This is a genomic window from Pseudoalteromonas sp. H103 (genome assembly GCF_001469205.1).
GTDB lineage: Bacteria > Pseudomonadota > Gammaproteobacteria > Enterobacterales > Alteromonadaceae > Pseudoalteromonas > Pseudoalteromonas carrageenovora.
In genome coordinates this window covers 389,066-408,715 of sequence record NZ_LOFG01000012.1, presented here as the reverse complement: position 1 = coordinate 408,715, position 19,650 = coordinate 389,066, and the positions used below count along the sequence as shown (strand labels likewise).

At 43.6% G+C, this 19,650-nt stretch carries 4 protein-coding genes; 1 reads left to right on the top strand and 3 read right to left on the bottom strand.

The genetic code is table 11. The annotated features are described in order from the left end of the window. Positions 1-17: 17 nt before the first annotated feature. The 3 genes from ATS74_RS09125 to ATS74_RS09115 all read right to left on the bottom strand — a co-directional run bounded on the left by ATS74_RS09125 (position 18) and on the right by ATS74_RS09115 (position 5,697). Complete coding sequence (locus tag ATS74_RS09125; RefSeq protein WP_058548587.1) at positions 18-1,439, bottom strand: HlyD family type I secretion periplasmic adaptor subunit; 1,422 nt, start codon at positions 1,437-1,439, stop codon at positions 18-20. Beyond that, positions 1,436-3,574, bottom strand: a complete 2,139-nt coding sequence (locus ATS74_RS09120; RefSeq protein WP_058548586.1) for a type I secretion system permease/ATPase — start codon at positions 3,572-3,574, stop codon at positions 1,436-1,438. The genes ATS74_RS09125 and ATS74_RS09120 overlap by 4 nt, the downstream gene beginning before the upstream one ends. A gap of 143 nt (positions 3,575-3,717) precedes the next feature. Beyond that, positions 3,718-5,697, bottom strand: coding sequence for a TolC family outer membrane protein (locus ATS74_RS09115; protein ID WP_058548585.1), 1,980 nt, complete (start codon positions 5,695-5,697; stop codon positions 3,718-3,720). A gap of 239 nt (positions 5,698-5,936) precedes the next feature. Between ATS74_RS09115 and ATS74_RS09110 the strand changes: the two genes are divergently transcribed. After that, positions 5,937-19,499 (top strand): Ig-like domain-containing protein, encoded by a 13,563-nt coding sequence (locus ATS74_RS09110; RefSeq protein ID WP_058548584.1) that lies wholly within the window; start codon positions 5,937-5,939, stop codon positions 19,497-19,499. Positions 19,500-19,650 lie beyond the last annotated feature (151 nt).

Sequence of the window (19,650 nt, the reverse complement as noted above, 5' to 3'; positions counted from 1 at the left end):
CCGTTTATGTAAATGCTTTAACGCTCTGTCATTGCTTGTGATGTTGCTCTGAGAACAGGTTTTAAAAGATACTCAAGTACGGTTTTTTTACCGGTAATAATGTCTACTTGAGTGGTCATCCCTGGGATAATAGTTAGTTCTTTAGAAAAGTTATTTTTGGTGGTTTTTAACTGCACCAAGTAAAACGTGTTTTCTCTATCGTCTGTTATTGTGTCTGCGCTGATGTGTAATACTTCTGCCTCTAGGCCACCGTACACAGCAAAGTCGTAGGCGCTAAATTTGATCATAGCTGGCTGCCCAGGGCGTAAAAAAGCAATGTCTTTTGGTGGAATTTTTGCCTCTACAACTAGTTGGTCGTCCAGTGGTACTATTTCCATAACGTCACTGCCTGGTTGTAAAATACCGCCTACTGTATTGACTAATAAGCGTTGTACAGTGCCTTTAACTGGCGAGCGAATTTCAGTTTGAGTGACTTTATCGGCAAGGCCAGATTCCGTTTCTTTAATCGACTCTAAGCGAAGTAGTGCCTCAGATAACTCATTGTTCCAGCGGTTTATCATCGCAAGTTCAACTTCGGTAACCTTATTCTTAGCTTCATTAATTGCCGAAAGACTTCGGTTTATAACTGCTTTGGTTCGGTTTACTTCGCCAGTAATATCGACTATTTCTCGCTCTAATCTAATAATATCGATATCAGATACTGCACCTGTACGCAGTAGTGGGCGAGTTACTTTAAGCTCTCTATTGGTTAGCCTTAATGCGTTGGTATGCTGCTGTAGCGCCGCTTTAGCTTCAATATGATCTTGTCGACGCTGTTCAAGCTGACGCTTATGTATTGCCACCTGTTGCTCAAGCTCTTGTCGATTACTTAAGTAAATAGATTGCTCATGTATAACGGCTTCAGGTACGTCTTTAGCTAAACCGTCAGGGAAAATAAGTTCTTCTTTTTTAGTTAATGCTTTCAAGCGTGCAACCTTCGCAGTAAGTGACTGCACTTTTGATTGATTTTCTCTAAAGCTAGAAATAAAACGAGTAGGGTCAATTTTAATAAGTACATCGCCTTCGTTAACTATTTGCCCTTCACGTACATTTATTTTTTCTACCATGCCGCCATCGTAGGATTGAACCAACTGTAATTTATTCGAGGGGATAACTCGCCCTTCTCCACGTGCAACCTCATCTAAATTAGCAAATCCTGCCCATACAATAAGGCTTATAAATGCAATGCAAATTAAATAAAGCAGTAACCTTGCACTGGCGGGCTCTTGCTGCATTTTTTCCCATTGGGCATCTACTACCCAGTCTTGCGTGTTTGGTGGCGAGAGCCATCCACTAAATAATTTATTGAAAACTGATGGCTTGCCTTTTTTTCTGGATTCAATAGCCCTACTTACAGATTCGAAGGAGCGTTGTTCTAGTGGTTTTTTGTCATTACTCATGATGCTTGCTCCACTGTTTTATTATTTAATGCAGCAATTACTTTTTGCTTAGGACCGTCGGCAACTACTTTGCCATTGTCTAAAACAATAATACGGTCAACTAGTTCAAGTAATGATGAGCGATGTGTAACTACAATTAAGGTTTTATCTGTAGAGCATTTTTTTAGATTATTAATGATCTTGTTTTCGCTGTTGTGATCAAGCGACGACGTTGGCTCATCTAATAATAAAATTGGCGGGTCGTTAATTAATGCTCTTGCCATTCCCACAGCTTGGCGTTGGCCACCTGAAAGTTGCCTGCCTAGCTCGCCTACTTGCAAGTCGAAGCCGTCTGGATGTGAGTTTATTAAATCAAATAATTGGCTTCGCTCACACGCTTCTATAATTTGCTCATCTTTAGCATGCCAGGCACTCATGGTTAAGTTATCTTTTAAAGTACCAAAAAATAATGAAATGGTTTGAGGCACATAACCAATATTGTGACGAAGTTCTGCCGGGTCTATTTGATGAATATCGTTATTGTCCATTAAAATATTACCTGAGCTTGGCTCGTATAGACCTAAAATGAGCTTTTCTAAGGTACTTTTACCTGAACCATTTCGACCTAAAATAGCGACCTTTTCGCCTGCTTTTATTTTAAAACTAACCCCGTTAAGCGCATTGTGTGATTCGTCAGAGTACTTAAAGCACACATCTTTAAATTCTATATCGCCTTTTAAAATAGGGTGACTTAACCAATGTTTACCAGTAGGGCGTTCTATCTCTTTTTCCATTATTTCGTTAAGAGATTGCATAGCAATAGCAGCATGGTGGTACTGCGCTAAAACTGCAGCAGACTGCCCAATGGGGCCCATAGCACGAGATGAGAGTAAATAGGCGGCTATTAAGCCACCTTGGGTGAGTTCGCCTTCGATAACTAAGTGAACACCAATTATCATTATGATCACACCTACACATTGTTGTATCCACGACGCAGTATTAGATATTGAGCTGGAAACTAATCGGCTTTGTGCATTTACTTGGGCAATGTATATGGTTGATTTTTCCCACGTGGATTGTGTTTTGCACTCAGAGTGAAAGCTTTTTACATCTTCTATATTTGTTAGGCTCTCTACTAAGACTGCGTTTCGCATTGAGCTTGCCTTCATTGTTTGCTCTGAAAGTGCTTCAAGTTTACGGTGCGCCGCTATAGCATAGGTAAGTAATATAAGCGCGCCTGCAATGATAGGAAGGCTCAGAGGGACGCCAATAATTGCTATAACAATCAGGTATAAAACAACAAAGGGGAGGTCTACTAAGGCTACAAGCGTAATAGAACTAAAAAAGTTTCTTACCGCTTCAAAAGATTGTATGTTACTTGCAAAAGACCCCGCTGAAGATGGGCGATTTTCAAGCTTCATGCCTAAAACTCGCTCCATGATCACCGCTGATACTTTTACGTCAATTCTGCTGGCAGCCAGCTCTACAAAATAGCCGCGTACTAACCTAAGTGCAAAGTCAGCGGTTAAGGCTATTAAAATTCCTATCGCGAGTACCCAAAGAGTTTCGGTGGCATGGTTTGGCACAACGCGGTCATACACGTTCATTACAAATAAAGGCATAGCAACAGAAAGCACGCCAAGCGCAATAGCAGATATAATCACGTCTTTGTAAAGTGATCGACACTCCTTTATTACGCCCCAAAACCATCCATCTTTTGATAGTTTTTCGAGTACTGGTGTACGTTCGTCAAACGCAAATTCGGGTTGAGCATAAATAACCATATCAACGCTTGTTAATGCCAGCTCATCAATACTTTGCTCAATAACAGATTCAGTTAACTCTGGGTAAATAACACTCACGAGATTGTTGCTAAAATCGATTTTAGTAACAACGCATGCTTGGTTATCTTTTAATATTAAAATGGCGGGTAATAGTGCTGTATTTATTTTTTGTAGTGGCTTATTAACTACTTTTGATTTAAAACCAATACGTTTAGCCGCGCGTGCAAATCCTGAAGGAGTAAGGTTCCCGTCGCTAAGTGGTAAGCCATTTAAAAGGGCTTCTCTTGAAAAATCTTTATCATGGTGGCGACATAGCACTGCTAAGCAGTCGACTAATTTGCCACCGTGATCAAGTACATCATTTAATTCCATAAACCATCCAATGTTATGAAGAACTACAAGCGGTTGTTACTACTTAACCTAAACCCTACATAAAAGGCTTTTACTTAAGCTTTTAGATAAAGTTTAGGTTATTTACATAACGCTAATTGCCTTTGTGTTTAAACTGGTTGGTATTAACTATCAGTAATAACGGCTTCAATACGTCTGTTTTGTGCATTAGCCCTTACTGATATTTCGTTTACACGTGGTTGATCAATGCCATAACCCAATGATTTAACACGGTTAGGCTCTATACCAAATTGCTCAATTAGCATTTGTGCAACGCTAAAAGCACGTTGTTCAGATAGTTTTCGGTTGTAAGTTTTATCCCCATCTAAAGAAGCATGACCTTGAATTTCCACCATTTTATTTGGGTTTTGTTTTAAAAAATCAGCTAGCCTTTCGACTTCACGTATATACTCAGAACGAACTTCACTAGAATCTGCTGAAAATGGAATACCGATATCCACAGAGTTAGTTGCCTGCGTGTACAGGGTACAACCTGATAAATCAACGTTTGTACTCAAAGGTGTACTTGGGCAGGTATCTTGCTCGTTTGGCACACCGTCACCGTCGTCATCTAAAAACTCTCCACTCGGTGCAGTATTTGTCTCTAGTGGAATATCAAGATAGCGTGGCATCGCCGTTACACTCATATAGGCGTTATCTTGCTTGGCCTTTTTTTGCAAAAAGGCTTTACGGCTAAAGGTTGTGGCTACGTCGTAGGTTGGACAAATATTTTGTGCATCGTGAATAATAGGATCGTCGGTCAAATCTTCTATAGATGGGTATTGATCTGACATTACGTTAAGCGCGGGTAGAAGTTTCCCCATTTCTTTGAGCATTGTTAAAATAGCCGACTGCCGATCGTAAAGCGCAACTATGTATGAACGAGTTGACTGAAATGACTCATTTTCTGCATCAAGTACGTCTAGTAATGTACGTTGACCTATATCAAATTGGTCTTTGTAAGCTATTTTTACTTTAGTTGAAGATGCTCTGTGCTGATCTAGTGCGGGTAGTTTCTGCTCAAGTATAGTCACATTATGGTATGCAATTTGTAAGCTTTGGCGAATATCAATACACGCTTGATCTCGTTGGTATTTAGCAATGTTTATATCTTGATAGGCTTGCTCAAGATTAGCGCTATCAAGCCCACCATTATATAAGTTGTAGCTTATATCTATGCCTACACGGGCTTCTGTTCTGGTTTCGTTTTGCCCAAGCTCATCTCTATCTTGGCTGCCATAACGGGCAGATAAATCTACATTAGGATGAAACGCGGCTTTTTGCGCTTCGGCATTCGCTTTTTGCGCCTCTATATTATACAAAGACGCATAAAAGGTAGGGCTGTTTTTATACGCTATGCTAAGCGCTTGATTGACTGAAATAGGGATATTATCTTCATTCAGATCTGCTTGTTTAATCTCTTGTAACGGAAGCTCTCCTACAACTCGTAAATAACGTGCACTTACGTCATGTAAATTTGCGTACTCTGTAAGTACATTCGATTGCGCAAGCGATAAACGTCCGCTAATTTGCTCTAAATCGGCCGCCCGTGCTACGCCTGCGCTTACACTTTGTTCTATTTGTTGGTATACCGATTCATGCTCTTGTAGGTTAGCTTCAGCAAGCTGAACTAGCTCTTTAAATTTTTGTACATCAAGTAATGCTATTGAGGCTTCAAGCGCTGTTTGCTCTGTTTGCGTTATAAGCTCAAAATAGCGAATAAGCTGAATACGCTTAAAGCGGTCAACGGTATTAGATGTTCTAAACCCATCGTAAAGCATTTGAGTAACACTTAGCTCTGCTGTATTTCGATTGTATTCTTCTTCAACTCCATAATTTCTTCTCTCGTAGCCTGCGCTGGCAGATACGTCAACACTGGGTAAATAACCAGAACGTGCAGCATCGACTCCATAAATAGAGGATTTAAATGCATGCCACGCTTCTTGGACTTCAGGATTATTCTCTATGGCTTTACTAGAAACATAGGTTAGGGGCATAGCTGATTCGTTTGTAGCTTGCGCGTAACTAGACAGAGCGGCCGATGCTACGGCTAACCCAATTAAAATATTTCCATGATGCTTTTTAAAAGTGTTTTTTGTAATCATTTCTTCCTCTTAGATCCTGTTAAGACCGAAAATACTCCCTTCAATATTTAGTAAAGGAATATCAATTTTGCAAATAATCATTTTGGGTAGCATAAAATAAGTTTTCTACCACTTTTTTGTTGATTATTTTGTTTTGGAATTTATTTGCAAAACCTGTACTTGAGTCCAGTACCTAGATTGATTTTGTGTTCTACCTTTAAGTTATTAGAACGTAATTTAAAAAGTTTGAGGGTACCCAAATGGAAGCAAATCAATTATTAGTAACCGATATTCAGGGCTCTGCGGGTGTAGTTTTAGAAGATGGCTCAATTAAGGCTTTAAACGTAGGTGATTTCATTAATGTGGGAGATTTAGTAGTTACGGCTGTTAAGTCTTCACTACAAATTGATGTACAAGGTGAAACACTTTCTATTCCTGCAAATCAAAAGGTAAAAATAACTCCAGACTTATTAGCAAAAGAAGCCAGAGACTCAAGCGAAACAACTATTTTTGATGAAAGCTTAGATGAGGCCATTGCAAGTTTAGACTTAGGCACTGATCAAGATTCTACAACCTCGGCTAATTCGGATGTAACTGACTTTTTAGATGCCCTAGAGGGTGATGGTGATATTTTAGATAACCTAGAAGCAACAGCCGCTGGTGGCGGTGGCGCTGCTGGTTCTGGCGGTGGTAGCTCGTTTGTGCAACTTACCCGTATATCTGAAAATGTTGATCCGAACAGTGTGGCGTTTGACTCATCACTTGATCAAAGTACTGCTGAGGCATTTAACTTACGTGACACATCAGACGGGGTAGTACCAGATGATAGCACCGCGTCTATATCGCTAAACGAGTTGGGTATAACCAACTCATCTCAACCTACTATTAGCGGTACTAGTGAAAACCTTATCGGTGAAACTGTTAATATAACGGTGACGGATGAAGATGGTAACTCGCAAGTGGTCACTGCAGTTATTGGTCCAGATGGCACATTTGAAATTACGCTTCCAAACCCAATAGCTGATGGCCCAGTTGATGTTGTTGTTGAGGCAGTAGACCCTGATGGTAATGCGTTTAACGATGCTATTTCTATTGAAATTGATACCACAGCACCTGTTATTAATATTGACCCAGTTGCGGACTCTGCTTCGCAAACGGTTACGGTAACAGGCTCTGTTGCGGGTTTAAATACCGGTGATAATGTATCTGTAACGCTTACAGATAGCACAGGTACACAGCAAACTGTTATTACACAAGTTGATGCGCAAGGTAATTGGAGTATTACAACCACGTCGCCGTTAGCAGAGGGCGAGTTTAGCGTTAATGCTGTAGCAGTAGATGCCGCTGGTAACCAAGCGATAGATCAAGCTATTGCAAATGTTGACCTAACAGCACCTGAAATTAGTGTAACGGTTGCAGGAGAGACGAATAATGCAACACCTCCTCTAACCGGTACAACCAGTGGTGTACCAGAAGGCACAGAGGTAACAATAACAGTTACTAATAGCGTAGGAGATGTACAGCTGTTAACTGCCGTTACCGCTGAAGACGGAAGCTGGTCGGTGGATGTTGGAACTGCATTACCTGAGGGCGATTTTACAGTAGATGCGCAAGTAAGTGATAGTGTAGGGAATCAGGCTCTAGCAAGTGATGCTGGTATTATAGATTTGACCGCACCTATTGTTGAAATTAATGCCATTGCAGATACACAAGATACAACGCCTGTAATTACAGGTTCTGCTCAAGATGTGCCAGCAGGCTCAGTGATTACGGTTGTTATCACTGATATTAATGGTCAAACCCAAACGCTTTTAACACAAACTAATGATGACGGTAGTTGGTCTGTCAGTGTATCGACTCCTTTAGCGCAAGGTGAGTTTGATGTAAACGCAACGGTTACAGACAATGCGGGTAACCAAGCGCAAGCTATCGAACAAGGTTTAGTTGACTTAACAAGCCCTGAAATCACGGTTACAGCAATTGCTGATACTAACGATGCTACTCCAACTTTTGTTGGGCGTGTTGACGGTGCGCCAGAGGGCTCAGTAATCACTGTTTTAGTAACAGACAGTGACGGTAATTTACAAACATTGACCACAACACTTGAAGCCGATGGCACATGGAGTGTTGAATCACCAAGCGCAATTCCTAGCGGCGACTTTAATGTTACTGCTACGGTTAGCGATCCTGCTGGAAACGAAGCATCAGCACAAACAAGTGGTGAAGTGACCTTTGCGCCTATTTCAATTCAAATTAACTCGATTGCAGATACAAACGATACCACGCCATTTTTAAGTGGTAATACTGGCAACGTACCTGCAGGGACCACCATTACACTAACCATTACAGCAAGTGATGGCAGCACATTTACTCTATTAGCGGTAACTCAAGACGATGGCTCGTGGACTGCGCAAGTTACGCAGCCGCTACCAGAAGGTGATTTTACCGTTGTTGCTGCGGTAATTGACGACTCAGGTAATGAAGCGCAAGCAAGTACAGTAGGTAATGTAGATTTAACAGTAAGTATTAACTTTATAATAGATACAAACGATACCACACCAACAATTAGTGGCTCTACACAAGATGTAGATGCCGGGGCGGTAGTTACCGTTACCTTTACAGGCAGCGATGGCGCAACAGAAACCGTACAAGTAACAACTAATGCAGACGGTAGTTGGTCAATAGAAGCCACTGATGAGCTGGTGGAAGGTCAGTTTACTGTGGTTGCAACGGTTACTGACGCGGCAGGTAATACCGCTTCTGCAAGTGAAGTTGGCGAAATAGATTTAACAGATCCTGCAATTACTATAAACCCTATTGAGGATACAAACGACACTACACCAAGCGTTACCGGTAGTGTAGTGGATGTACCACAAGGTACAGAAATAACGCTGGTAATTACCGATAGTAACGGTAATCAACAAACAATTACCGCGGTGACTAATGCTGATGGAAGCTATAGCGCCGATATTGTAAACGAGCTTAGTGAAGGTGATTTTACAGTAACTGCAAGTGTGAGTGATGAAGCGGGTAATAGCAGTACTGCAACTGTTACGGGCACCGTTGATTTAACACCGCCTAGCGTTACCATAGATACTTTAGGCGATGGCAACGATACAACGCCTGCTATTTCAGGTTCAACCCAAGGGTTATCTGCTGGCAGTGTAGTGACGGTTATTGTTACCGATAGTGCAGGTGCTGAACAACAGTTTGTAACTGCAATAAATGGCGATGGCACATGGAATATTGATGTGCCACAAGCGCTGGCTGAAGGTGAGTTTACTGTTGTAGCAAATGTGAGTGATAGCGCGGGGAATACAGCACAAGATTCTCAAGCAGGCAATATTGACCTTACGGCTCCAACAATCAGTGTAAATCCATTTACAGATTCTAACGACACGACCCCTAGCTTTAGTGGCACAACAAGCGAAGTTGAGCCTGGTAGTTTGATCACCGTATTAGTGACAGATTCAAATGGCGATTCACAAACATTAACTGCAGTTGTTGCACAAGATAGCTCTTGGCAAGTAGGCGCAACGGATGAAATTGCTGAAGGTGAGTTTACTATTACAGCCACGGCAACTGACTCAGCAGGTAATGAAGCATCGGCTTCAACTACAGGCATTATTGATACTGCCGCGCCAACGGTTACTGTTGATCCTTTAGGCGATACTAACGATACAACGCCTACAATTTCAGGCACCGCAACAGGTGAGCCAGAAGGCACCGTTGTTACCATTACAGTTACTGATGAAGCTGGTAACCCACAAATCATCACTACTGAAGTGCAAGCCGATGGCACCTTTAGTGTGGATGTACCGAATGAATTAAGCGAAGGTGAATTTACGGTTGAAGTATCGGTTACCGATACTGCGGGGAATGAAACCACTGGAACCACAACCGGCGAAGTGGACACGGCTGCGCCATCAGTAATAATCGACCCAGTTGGCGATACTAACGATACCACACCTACAATTTCAGGCAGTGCAACGGGTGAGCCAGAAGGCACAGTTGTTACCATTACTGTGACTGATGAAGCGGGTAATCCACAGATAATTACTACCGAAGTGCAAGCCGATGGCACCTTTAGTGTGGATGTACCTAACGAATTAAGCGAAGGTGAATTCACCGTTGAAGTATCGGTTACCGATACTGCGGGCAATGAAATGACTTCAACGACCACGGGTGAAGTGGATACTGCTGCGCCATCAGTAATAATTGATTCTGTTGGCGATACTAACGATACCACACCTACAATTTCAGGCACCGCGACGGGTGAGCCAGAAGGCACCGTTGTTACCATTACAGTTACTGATGAAGCGGGTAACCCACAAACTATTACCACTGAAGTGCAAGCCGATGGCACCTTTAGTGTGGATGTACCGAATGAATTAAGCGAAGGTGAATTCACCGTTGAAGTATCGGTTACCGATACTGCGGGCAATGAAACGACTTCAACGACCACGGGTGAAGTGGATACTGCTGCGCCATCAGTAATAATTGATTCTGTTGGCGATACTAACGATACCACACCTACAATTTCAGGCAGTGCAACGGGTGAGCCAGAAGGCACCGTTGTTACCATTACTGTGACTGATGAAGCGGATAACCCACAAATCATCACTACTGAAGTGCAAGCCGATGGCACCTTTAGTGTGGATGTACCGAATGAATTAAGCGAAGGTGAATTCACCGTTGAAGTATCGGTTACCGATACTGCGGGCAATGAAACCACTGCAACCACAACCGGTGAAGTGGATACGGCTGCGCCATCAGTAATAATCGACCCTGTTGGCGATACTAACGATACTACGCCTACAATTTCAGGCACGGCGGCAGGTGAGCCAGAAGGTACACTAGTTACGATTACCGTCACTGATGAAGCAGGTAACCCACAAATCATCACTACTGAAGTGCAAGCCGATGGCACCTTTAGTGTGGATGTACCGAATGAATTAAGCGAAGGTGAATTTACGGTCGAGGTATCGGTTACCGATACTGCGGGGAATGAAACCACTGCAACCACAACCGGCGAAGTTGATACCACAGCGCCAATAGTGACTATTAACGCGCTAGGTGATACAAGTGATACAACACCTACTATTTCAGGTACGGTTAGCGGTGAGCCTGCTGGTTCAACTATTACTTTAACTGTGACTGATGCTAATGGTGCTGTTCAAACTATTACGGCACAAGTAATTGCAGATGGAAGTTGGACTGTTGAAGTGCCTGTGGCTTTAGCTGAAGGGAGCTACTCTGTAGATGCAAGTATTAGTGATAGCGCTGGTAATGAAGGCACTGCAAATGCTTCAGGTACAATTGATACAAGCGCGTTGACTATTACCATTAATGTTATTGGTGAAACTAACGACCAAACACCTCAAATAAATGGTGATACTTTTAATGCACAAGCCGGCTCGTCGGTTGAAGTTCAGATCACTGACTCTGCGGGGGCAGTAATCACTTTAACTACAACTGTTGATGAAAACGGGCTATGGAGTGTGACTCCGCCTGCCAATTTGGCTGAGGGCACAATTTTAATTAGTGCAACAGTAACAGACCTAGGTGGTGGAACTGCAAATGCAGAGCTTGATGCTGTAATTGATATTACGCCTCCAACCCTACAAGTAAATGAACTAGAAACAAGTAATGATACAACACCGGTTATTTCTGGTAACACAACAGGCGTCGTATCAGGCACAGTTATAAATTTAACAGTTACTGACTCTCAAGGCGTTGTCCGCTCATTTAGCGCAACAACAGATGCCGAAGGTAATTGGAGTGTAGAGCTTTCTCAAGGGCTGGCCTCGGGAGATTACTCTGTAGAAGCTGAAGTGTCTGATGCTGCAGGAAATAGCGCTTCAACTACGGCTACCGGTAACATAGATACATCAGGACCGAGCTTAACCGTTGACTTTGAAGCTGTAACCAACGACTCAACGCCTACTATTTCAGGTACTAGTGATGCAGACGTTGGTACCAGTATTACGGTTGTTATTACAGATGAAAATGAGGTAGAACAAACACTTACCACCACAGTAGATGCAAATGGTAATTGGGAAGTAACGCCACAAACAGATTTAAATGAAGGTGATAACACCATAGAAGTAAGTGTGTCTGATGAAGCCGGTAATACAACAACAGTTACAGATACAATTACGTTAGACACACAAGCACCCACATTAACCATTCAAACCGTGGGCGATGTAAACGACCTAACACCGACCTTGCAAGGCACCAGTAACGAAATTGGCGGCACGGTCACACTCACCGTCACCGACAGCGACGGCGCTGTACAAACCATTACCACGACTGTTGGCAGTGATGGCCACTGGGATATTGAAATCCCCAGTGCGCTCGCACAAGGTGACTTTACTGTAAGCGCCAGTATTACCGATGCCGCGGGCAATGAGAGTACAGCAAATAGCAGCGGTAATGTAGATACCATCACCCCGATTGTGAGCGTGGATGCACTGGGCCTTGGCAATGACAGCACGCCAGTGATCAGCGGTACCTCAACAGAGCCTGAAGGCACGGTTGTAAACATTGTCATCACCGACAGTAACGGCGATGAAACACCCATTACCGCCACCGTTGATGCCAACGGCAACTGGCAAGCAACCAGCCCTGAATTACCAGAAGGCAGCTACAGTGTGCAAGCCAGCATCACCGATGCGGCAGGCAATACCGGAGGCGCCGTGCAAGCAGGCACCATTGATAGCCTCGCGCCAACTCTTGTGCTTGATACTGTGGGCGCGACTAACGACAGCACCCCGACTATCAGCGGAAGCACCAATGCGCCAGCGGGCACAGTGATAAACATCAGCGTCAGCGATGGCACCACAACCGAAACCTTCACCGCCACGGTACAAGCTGACGGCAGTTGGTCAGCGGATGTGCCGAACGCCTTAAGCGATGGAGAGCTCACCATTGAAGCAAGCGTAAGCGATAGCGCCGGTAACACCACCACATTAAGTGAAACCGCGACACTGAACACCACTGCACCAAGCATTAGTATTAATGCCTTGGTGGATACCAACGACACCACGCCAACCATTAATGGGACAAGCGATGCAGCCGATGGCACCACCATTAGCCTAACGTTTGAAGACAGTGCAGGGAATATTACGACTGTTGATACGACCGTAACGGGTGGCGTCTGGAGCGTTGATGCACCAAGCGCTTTAGCTGAAGGCGAATACACGGTCACCGCAGAAGTAGACGATGGCCTAGGGAATATTGGCAGCGCGAGCGAAACCGGTATTATTGACACCACCATGCCAGCGATTGAAGTTGATACGCTGAGCGTAACAAACGACACCACACCAACCATCACCGGCACCGCGAATGCACCGCAAGGCAGCACCGTGACGGTTGAAATCACCGATAGCAATAATGTCACTCATACGGTTACAACTACGCTTGGGGCTAATGGCACCTGGAGTGTGGCCGCCTCACAAGTACTTGCTGAAGGTAACTTTACTGTAAGCGCAAGCGTGAGCGATGCCGCGGGTAACGCCGCGACTGCCACAGGCGCAGGGGAAGTGGACACCATTGCCCCAACGCTTGAGTTAACCAGCCCAGGTTCAAGTAACGACGTAACCCCAACCTTAAGCGGCACTAGTGATGCGGTAGAAGGCACCGTGATCACCTTTACTGTTACAGATGATTTAGGGGCCGAGCAAACCTTTACGACGACCGTGGATGCCAGCGGCAACTTCTCAGTCGAAGTGCCAAACGCATTAGCTGAAGGCCCTTACAGCATCGACGCGACTATTAGCGATGAAGCGGGCAACAGCAACGATATTACCGCCAGCGGTAACATTGATACCACCGCGCCAAGTGTGAGTGTGGATGCGCCAATACTCACTAACGACAGCACCCCAACGGTTACAGGCACCAGTGATGCACCAAACAGCACCATCATCGTTACCTTTACGGATGCGGCCAACGCAGTTCAAACCATTGATGTACAAACCGATGCCAGCGGTAACTGGAGTGCCACCCCAGCGACAGACTTAGCAGAAGGGAACTACAGTGTTAGCGCCAGCATCACCGATGCGGCGGGCAACACCGGCACAGGCAGTAATACGGGCGAAGTAGATGTGACGCCACCGACCTTAGAGATCATTCCTTCGTTCTTGCTGGGGAATTTGGTTTCTCTTTCAGGGGATTCTGATTTACCTGAAGGGTCTGTAATTACCATTACTGAGTATTTAGTTGACGGCTTGGTAGGCGCGACTTACACAGCTACAACAAATGCTGATGGCACATGGGGGCTTGCAAATATAACAGTACCTCTACTTAACCTTGCCTATGTTACAGCTAGTGCAAGTGATGCCGCTGGTAACGTTGTTACTGTTAACTCGCTTGATTTTGATAACGAAGCACCTGCGCTCACTGTGACTGTTGATGCCTTATCGAACGATGCTACGCCTATAGTTTCTGGTGTCACTGATATGGAAGCGGGTACAGAGATAAAACTTACCGTTGTAGATAGTGCAGGGCAGAGTCAAGAGTTTACGGCTATTGCTCAAGCAAATGGCGGTTGGTCTGTTGAAGTACCAACCGAACTTTCGCAAGGTCAGTACACTGTAACTGCGGAGGTAAGAGACGACGTTGGTAATTTAACTACTGAGCAAGCACAAGGTGAAATAGACAGTATTGCACCAACCCTTAGTGTTAATCCTATTGATACTACAGTAGATACGACGCCAATTATTTCAGGCACCAGTGATGCAATTGGTGCTGATGTAATTATTAGTATTGATGGACAAACGTTCTTTGCTGTAGTTGGTGCAGAGGGGAACTGGCAAGTAGAAGTACCTACGGCACTTACTGATGGGAGCTATACAGCGCAAATAAATGTTGCCGATGAAGCTAATAACATCACTAACACAACAATAGATCTAACTATTGATACTCAAGTCCCAGTTGTAGTACTAGCTGATATCACAGTATTTAATACAGATACCCCAGTTATAAGCGGCACATCAACAGAGCCTACTGGCACAAATGTAGATATTGTTATTACAGATAGTAATGGTGATACCCACACGCTATTAGCAACGGTTGATGCAAGTGGAAACTGGCAAGCTACGGCACCAAGTTTACCTGATGGTAATTACGATGTTGTAGTAAGTATTACTGATGATGCTGACAATACAGGCTCTGATTCTGCGTCAAGTTTTGTTGATACCCAAGCGCCTAATATTACTATTGATGCCCTAGGTACAATTAATAACAGTACGCCTACTATTTCAGGTACATCTAATGAGGTTGAAGGTACTACAATCACCGTCACAATTACTGATGGTGATAGCGTTGATACATATACAACAACTGTTGCTGCCAACGGAGGATGGAGCTTTGATGTAACGACCCCATTAACTGATGGACAAGTGACAGTTTCAGCAAGTATTACTGATACGGCAGGAAACACTTCATCAGCAGAGGCGACTGCAACGCTTAATACTAATGCGCCTACTATTAATATAAACACCATTGTTGATACGAACGATCAAACCCCAACACTTTCGGGTACAAGCAGTGCGGCTGATGGCACTGAAATTACAGTAGTTATAACGGATATTAATAATGTTTCACACACAGTTACTACTAATGTGCTAAGCGGTGCTTGGAGTGTAGATGCGACAGATATACTTCCTGAGGGAGAGTTTACTGTTACTGCAAGTGTTACTGAAGATGGCTTAACAAGTAACGCTACGAGTAGTGGTGTTATCGATTTAACAGCACCAGCACTAAGTATCAATACGCTTATTACAGCAAACGATACAACCCCTACCATTTCGGGCACAACAACGGCACCGCAAGGCGCAATAGTTGTAATTTTTATTACTGATAGCTTAGGGGCTGAGCAAACAGTTAATGCCACAGTGGGAGCCAATGGCACTTGGTCAGTTGCTGCACCTAGTGCGCTTAGTGAAGGGGTATTTAGTGTAAATGCATCAACAACAGATACCGCAGGCAACCCTGTAAGTACGAGCGCAACAGGTACGCTTGATATAACAGCACCAATAGTAACTATTAACGATATTGTTGGAAGTATCGATTTAACACCAAGTGTTTCAGGTACTGTTACTGGAGCAACAGTAGGCGATAGCGTTGTTGTCGTATTTATTGATGCACAAGGTAACGAGCACTCAGTAAACACAACAGTGCAAGCCGGTGGTACATGGACAGTAGAGGCTAGTAATAGCCTTTCACAAGGAGATTATTCTGTTGAGGTGTTTATTACCGATAATGCAGGAAATACCGGTGATTCACTTGTAAGCGCGACCATAGATAGCATTGCACCAGAGATTAGTATTGATCAAAGCTCACTGGTACTAACACAAGACAACACACCTCTGATTTCGGGCACATCAAACGAGGCCAACACTAATGTGATTGTTACCTTTACTGATTCTGCAGGAGCTTCTCATCAAATGACCGTTCAAACCGATGCTAATGGAGACTGGCAAGCGGCTGCTGATAATATTTTGGCTGACGGTGTTTACAGTGTAAGTGCAACTATTAGCGATGTTGCAGGCAATACTTCTACAGATAGTAAAACAGGTGGTGAGGTTGATACAGTAGGACCAGAACTAACAATTGTGCCTTCGTTCTTATTAGGTCAGTTGATTTCTTTATCTGGTACATCCGATTTGGGCGAAGGTAAAACCGTTACGGTTACTCTAGAGCTTGCAGGTGACTTACTTGATTTAACATACGATGTAACCACAGATGCAAATGGTGATTGGGAGTTAGTGGGTTTAGCAGTGAACGTAGTAGGATTATCGGTTGTTGAAGCTTCTGCAACTGACGATGCTGGTAATACAACCACTATAACTACGGCTGATGTAGATGCTTCAACCCCAGTACTAAATGCGGTGGTTGACTTTGTTACTGGTGAGGGGGACTTACCAATAATCAGTGGGTCAACAGACCAAGCACCTGGTACTGAAGTATTAGTTGAAGTGATTGATAGCGATAACGTAGTGCAAGAACTCGTTGCAATAGTACAAGCCGATCAATCATGGGTTGTACAAGTGCCGCAGTCTCTTGCAGAAGGTGCATTTAGTGTAACTGTTAATGTGCTTAGTGAGGTTGGTATCACTGCAACACAATTAATCACAGATGTTGTAGATACCATATCGCCAACATTGGTCTTAGATGTTATTGGGTCAACATCTGATTCATCGCCAATAATTCAAGGTACCAGTGATTTAATTAATGGTGTAGTAGAAATACAATTAGATGGCGGGACTGTACTAACGACTACTGTCGATGCTCTAGGGTTGTTCACACTACAACTAGATGCATTATCTGAAGGCCAACACGTTGCTAATGTTAGTATTACAGATGAGTCGGGCAATGTAGTAACGCAAACGCTTGAGTTTGTAGTTGATACGCTAGTGCCTGTAGTAGATATTTTACCGTTGAGCATCAGCAATACTGACATACTAACTATTTCAGGTACATCAGAAGAAGCACCAGGTACAGAGATTGATGTAACTGTAATTGGCAGTAACGGCAACACAACAGTATTCGATGCGCTTGTAGGAAGTGATGGCACGTGGTCATTAGTAACTACTAGCCTACCCGATGGTGTATATAGTGTATTCGCAGGCATTACTGATGCTGCAGGCAACGTAGGCCAGTCTGTTACTGAGCAAGTGATCATTGATACCATACCGCCAGCGCTAGGAATAGATGCCTTTGGTGTACTTAACACGCTAACGCCAACTATTACAGGCACCAGTGACGAAGAGGCTGGTAGCTTAATTACGGTTAATATTACAGACTCTACAAGTACACTCTTTGCAGTTACCACAACGGTATTAGGCGATGGAACATGGCTTATTGTTACTCCGGCTCTAGCTGAAGGTGATTTAACCGTTGAGGCTATTAGTATTGATGATGCAGGAAATATAGCAACAGTGACACAAACGGGCACCGTTAGCACTACTTTACCAGGCCTATTAATCAACCCAATAATAGATACAAGCGATACAACCCCTACCATTAGCGGTACTACCGATGTGTTAAATGGTGATGTAGAAGTTGTAATAACCGATAGTAGTGGTACAGCAACTACTTACAACACACAGGCTATTGCGGGAGTGTGGACGTTAACACCTAGCGTTCCATTAGCTGAAGGCGCCTTTACAGTGGATGCAACTGTAGAAAACTCAGGGCTTACCAGTACTACAAGCCTAGGTGGTATTGTTGATTTAACACCGCCAACAATTGAAGTTGACCAGTTAGCAGTTACTAACAATCCACTACCTACCATTACAGGTACAAGTGATGCACCAGCAGGTACAACGCTGAGTGTGGTTATTACTGATGCTAATAACGACTCACAAACTATTACTGCCCAAGTTGCAGGAAATGGCATATGGACAGTAACAGCGGCTACAGTACTGAGTGAAGGTAGCTTTAGTGCAACAGCATCAATAAGCGACGCTGCAGGTAACTCTTCAAGCGATACAATGGTATCAAGCACAGACTACACTGCACCAACTGTAGTCATAGATCCAATTGTGGTAGGTCAAGATACTACGCCTACTGTTACAGGGTCAGTAACTGGAAGCTTTGCGGGGGCTTCAGTTATGGTGATGTTTACTGACGCACTAGGTGAAACACACAATGTTTCGACAACAGTAAACACAGACGGGTCGTGGAGTGTTACAGCCTCGCAGCCTCTTAGTGAAGGGAACTACAGCGTTGATGTAAGCGTACTTGATAATGCAGGTAATATTGGCGAGCAATCAATAAGCAGCATAGTTGATTCAGGCATAGTAATTAACTCTGGTTTAGAATTAACAGCCGATAGCACACCTAAGCTCACCGGTACCGCAGGAGCAAATGAAGATATTACCGTAAGCTTCATAGATGAAAGCGGTACTGTTGTAACCAAGGATACAACAGCGGGTGAGACAGGTGTATGGAGCGTATCACCAGACAACGCTTTACTCGATGGAACATACACTGTAACGGCTACCGCTACTGATGAATCTGGAAATGTTACTTCAAGTGGAAGCTTATCTGGATTGGTTGTTGATACTACGCCAATAAGTTTTCAGGTCAGTTACTATCATGGATTGCTAGGCTTAGGCCTGACGGCTTTTGGTACCGTAGAAGAGGGGAGTAGTGTATACGTAGTGGGGAATAACTTGCTTGGTCTTGATGTGCTAAATATTAACCTTAATGTATTAGAAAGTTCTACAGAGGTTCAATCGGATGCTAATGGTGAGTGGAGTCACTTATTGTCTGTACTCGATTTAGGTTCTTGGAGCGACTATCGTTTTATCACCATTGATGAAGCCGGTAACTACTTAGTTAAAGATTTATACAATAATGTTATTGACCAAGGATATAACTCCGAGTTAGTTTCAGATGAAAATAATTTGAGTACAGCTGAAAGTACATTCGGATTAGGGGATAGTATTGCAGAATCATTTAGCGAAGATTCAGCTTTAGGCGATACAACCCCGAATGAAGTTTCAAGCAACAACGTATTAAGCACTGAATCGATTGATTTAGGTAACTTGAGTGGCCTATCAACACCTGAGCAAACGGTGCAAATGAGTTCGGCGGAGCCGCTTAATATTGATGATGTGATCATTAACGAAGATGCAGAGCAGCTTATAGCGCTAAATACACTGGTTGAAGACGAAGGCTCTGCGATTGCTTATAGCCCAGCACAAAGCGGAGGAAGTATTGATGAAGCAGCGCCAGCGGTTGATGTACAAAATCAGTCAGAGGAGATGATTAAGCACTTAATCGAAAATGGTAATAACCAAACAGACATTTAAATAAATTGCCCATCTCAGTTTAGTATTGAGATGGGCTATAAAATGTACTTAATCTAGGGCGTGTTGATCTTTGCGGATTGAAATTTGTTCAATCTAGGGGCGATTAAATCGCGGCGCGAGGTTTGTAACCTAGTGGGCTAAGTAAAAACCG

What these genes read in the sequence shown, in the direction of transcription:
- ATS74_RS09125 (WP_058548587.1), bottom strand. Translation starts at nt 1,439, where the DNA reads ATGAGTAATGACAAAAAACCACTAGAACAACGCTCCTTCGAATCTGTA.
- ATS74_RS09120 (WP_058548586.1), bottom strand. Translation starts at nt 3,574, where the DNA reads ATGGAATTAAATGATGTACTTGATCACGGTGGCAAATTAGTCGACTGC.
- ATS74_RS09115 (WP_058548585.1), bottom strand. Translation starts at nt 5,697, where the DNA reads ATGATTACAAAAAACACTTTTAAAAAGCATCATGGAAATATTTTAATT.
- ATS74_RS09110 (WP_058548584.1), top strand. Translation starts at nt 5,937, where the DNA reads ATGGAAGCAAATCAATTATTAGTAACCGATATTCAGGGCTCTGCGGGT.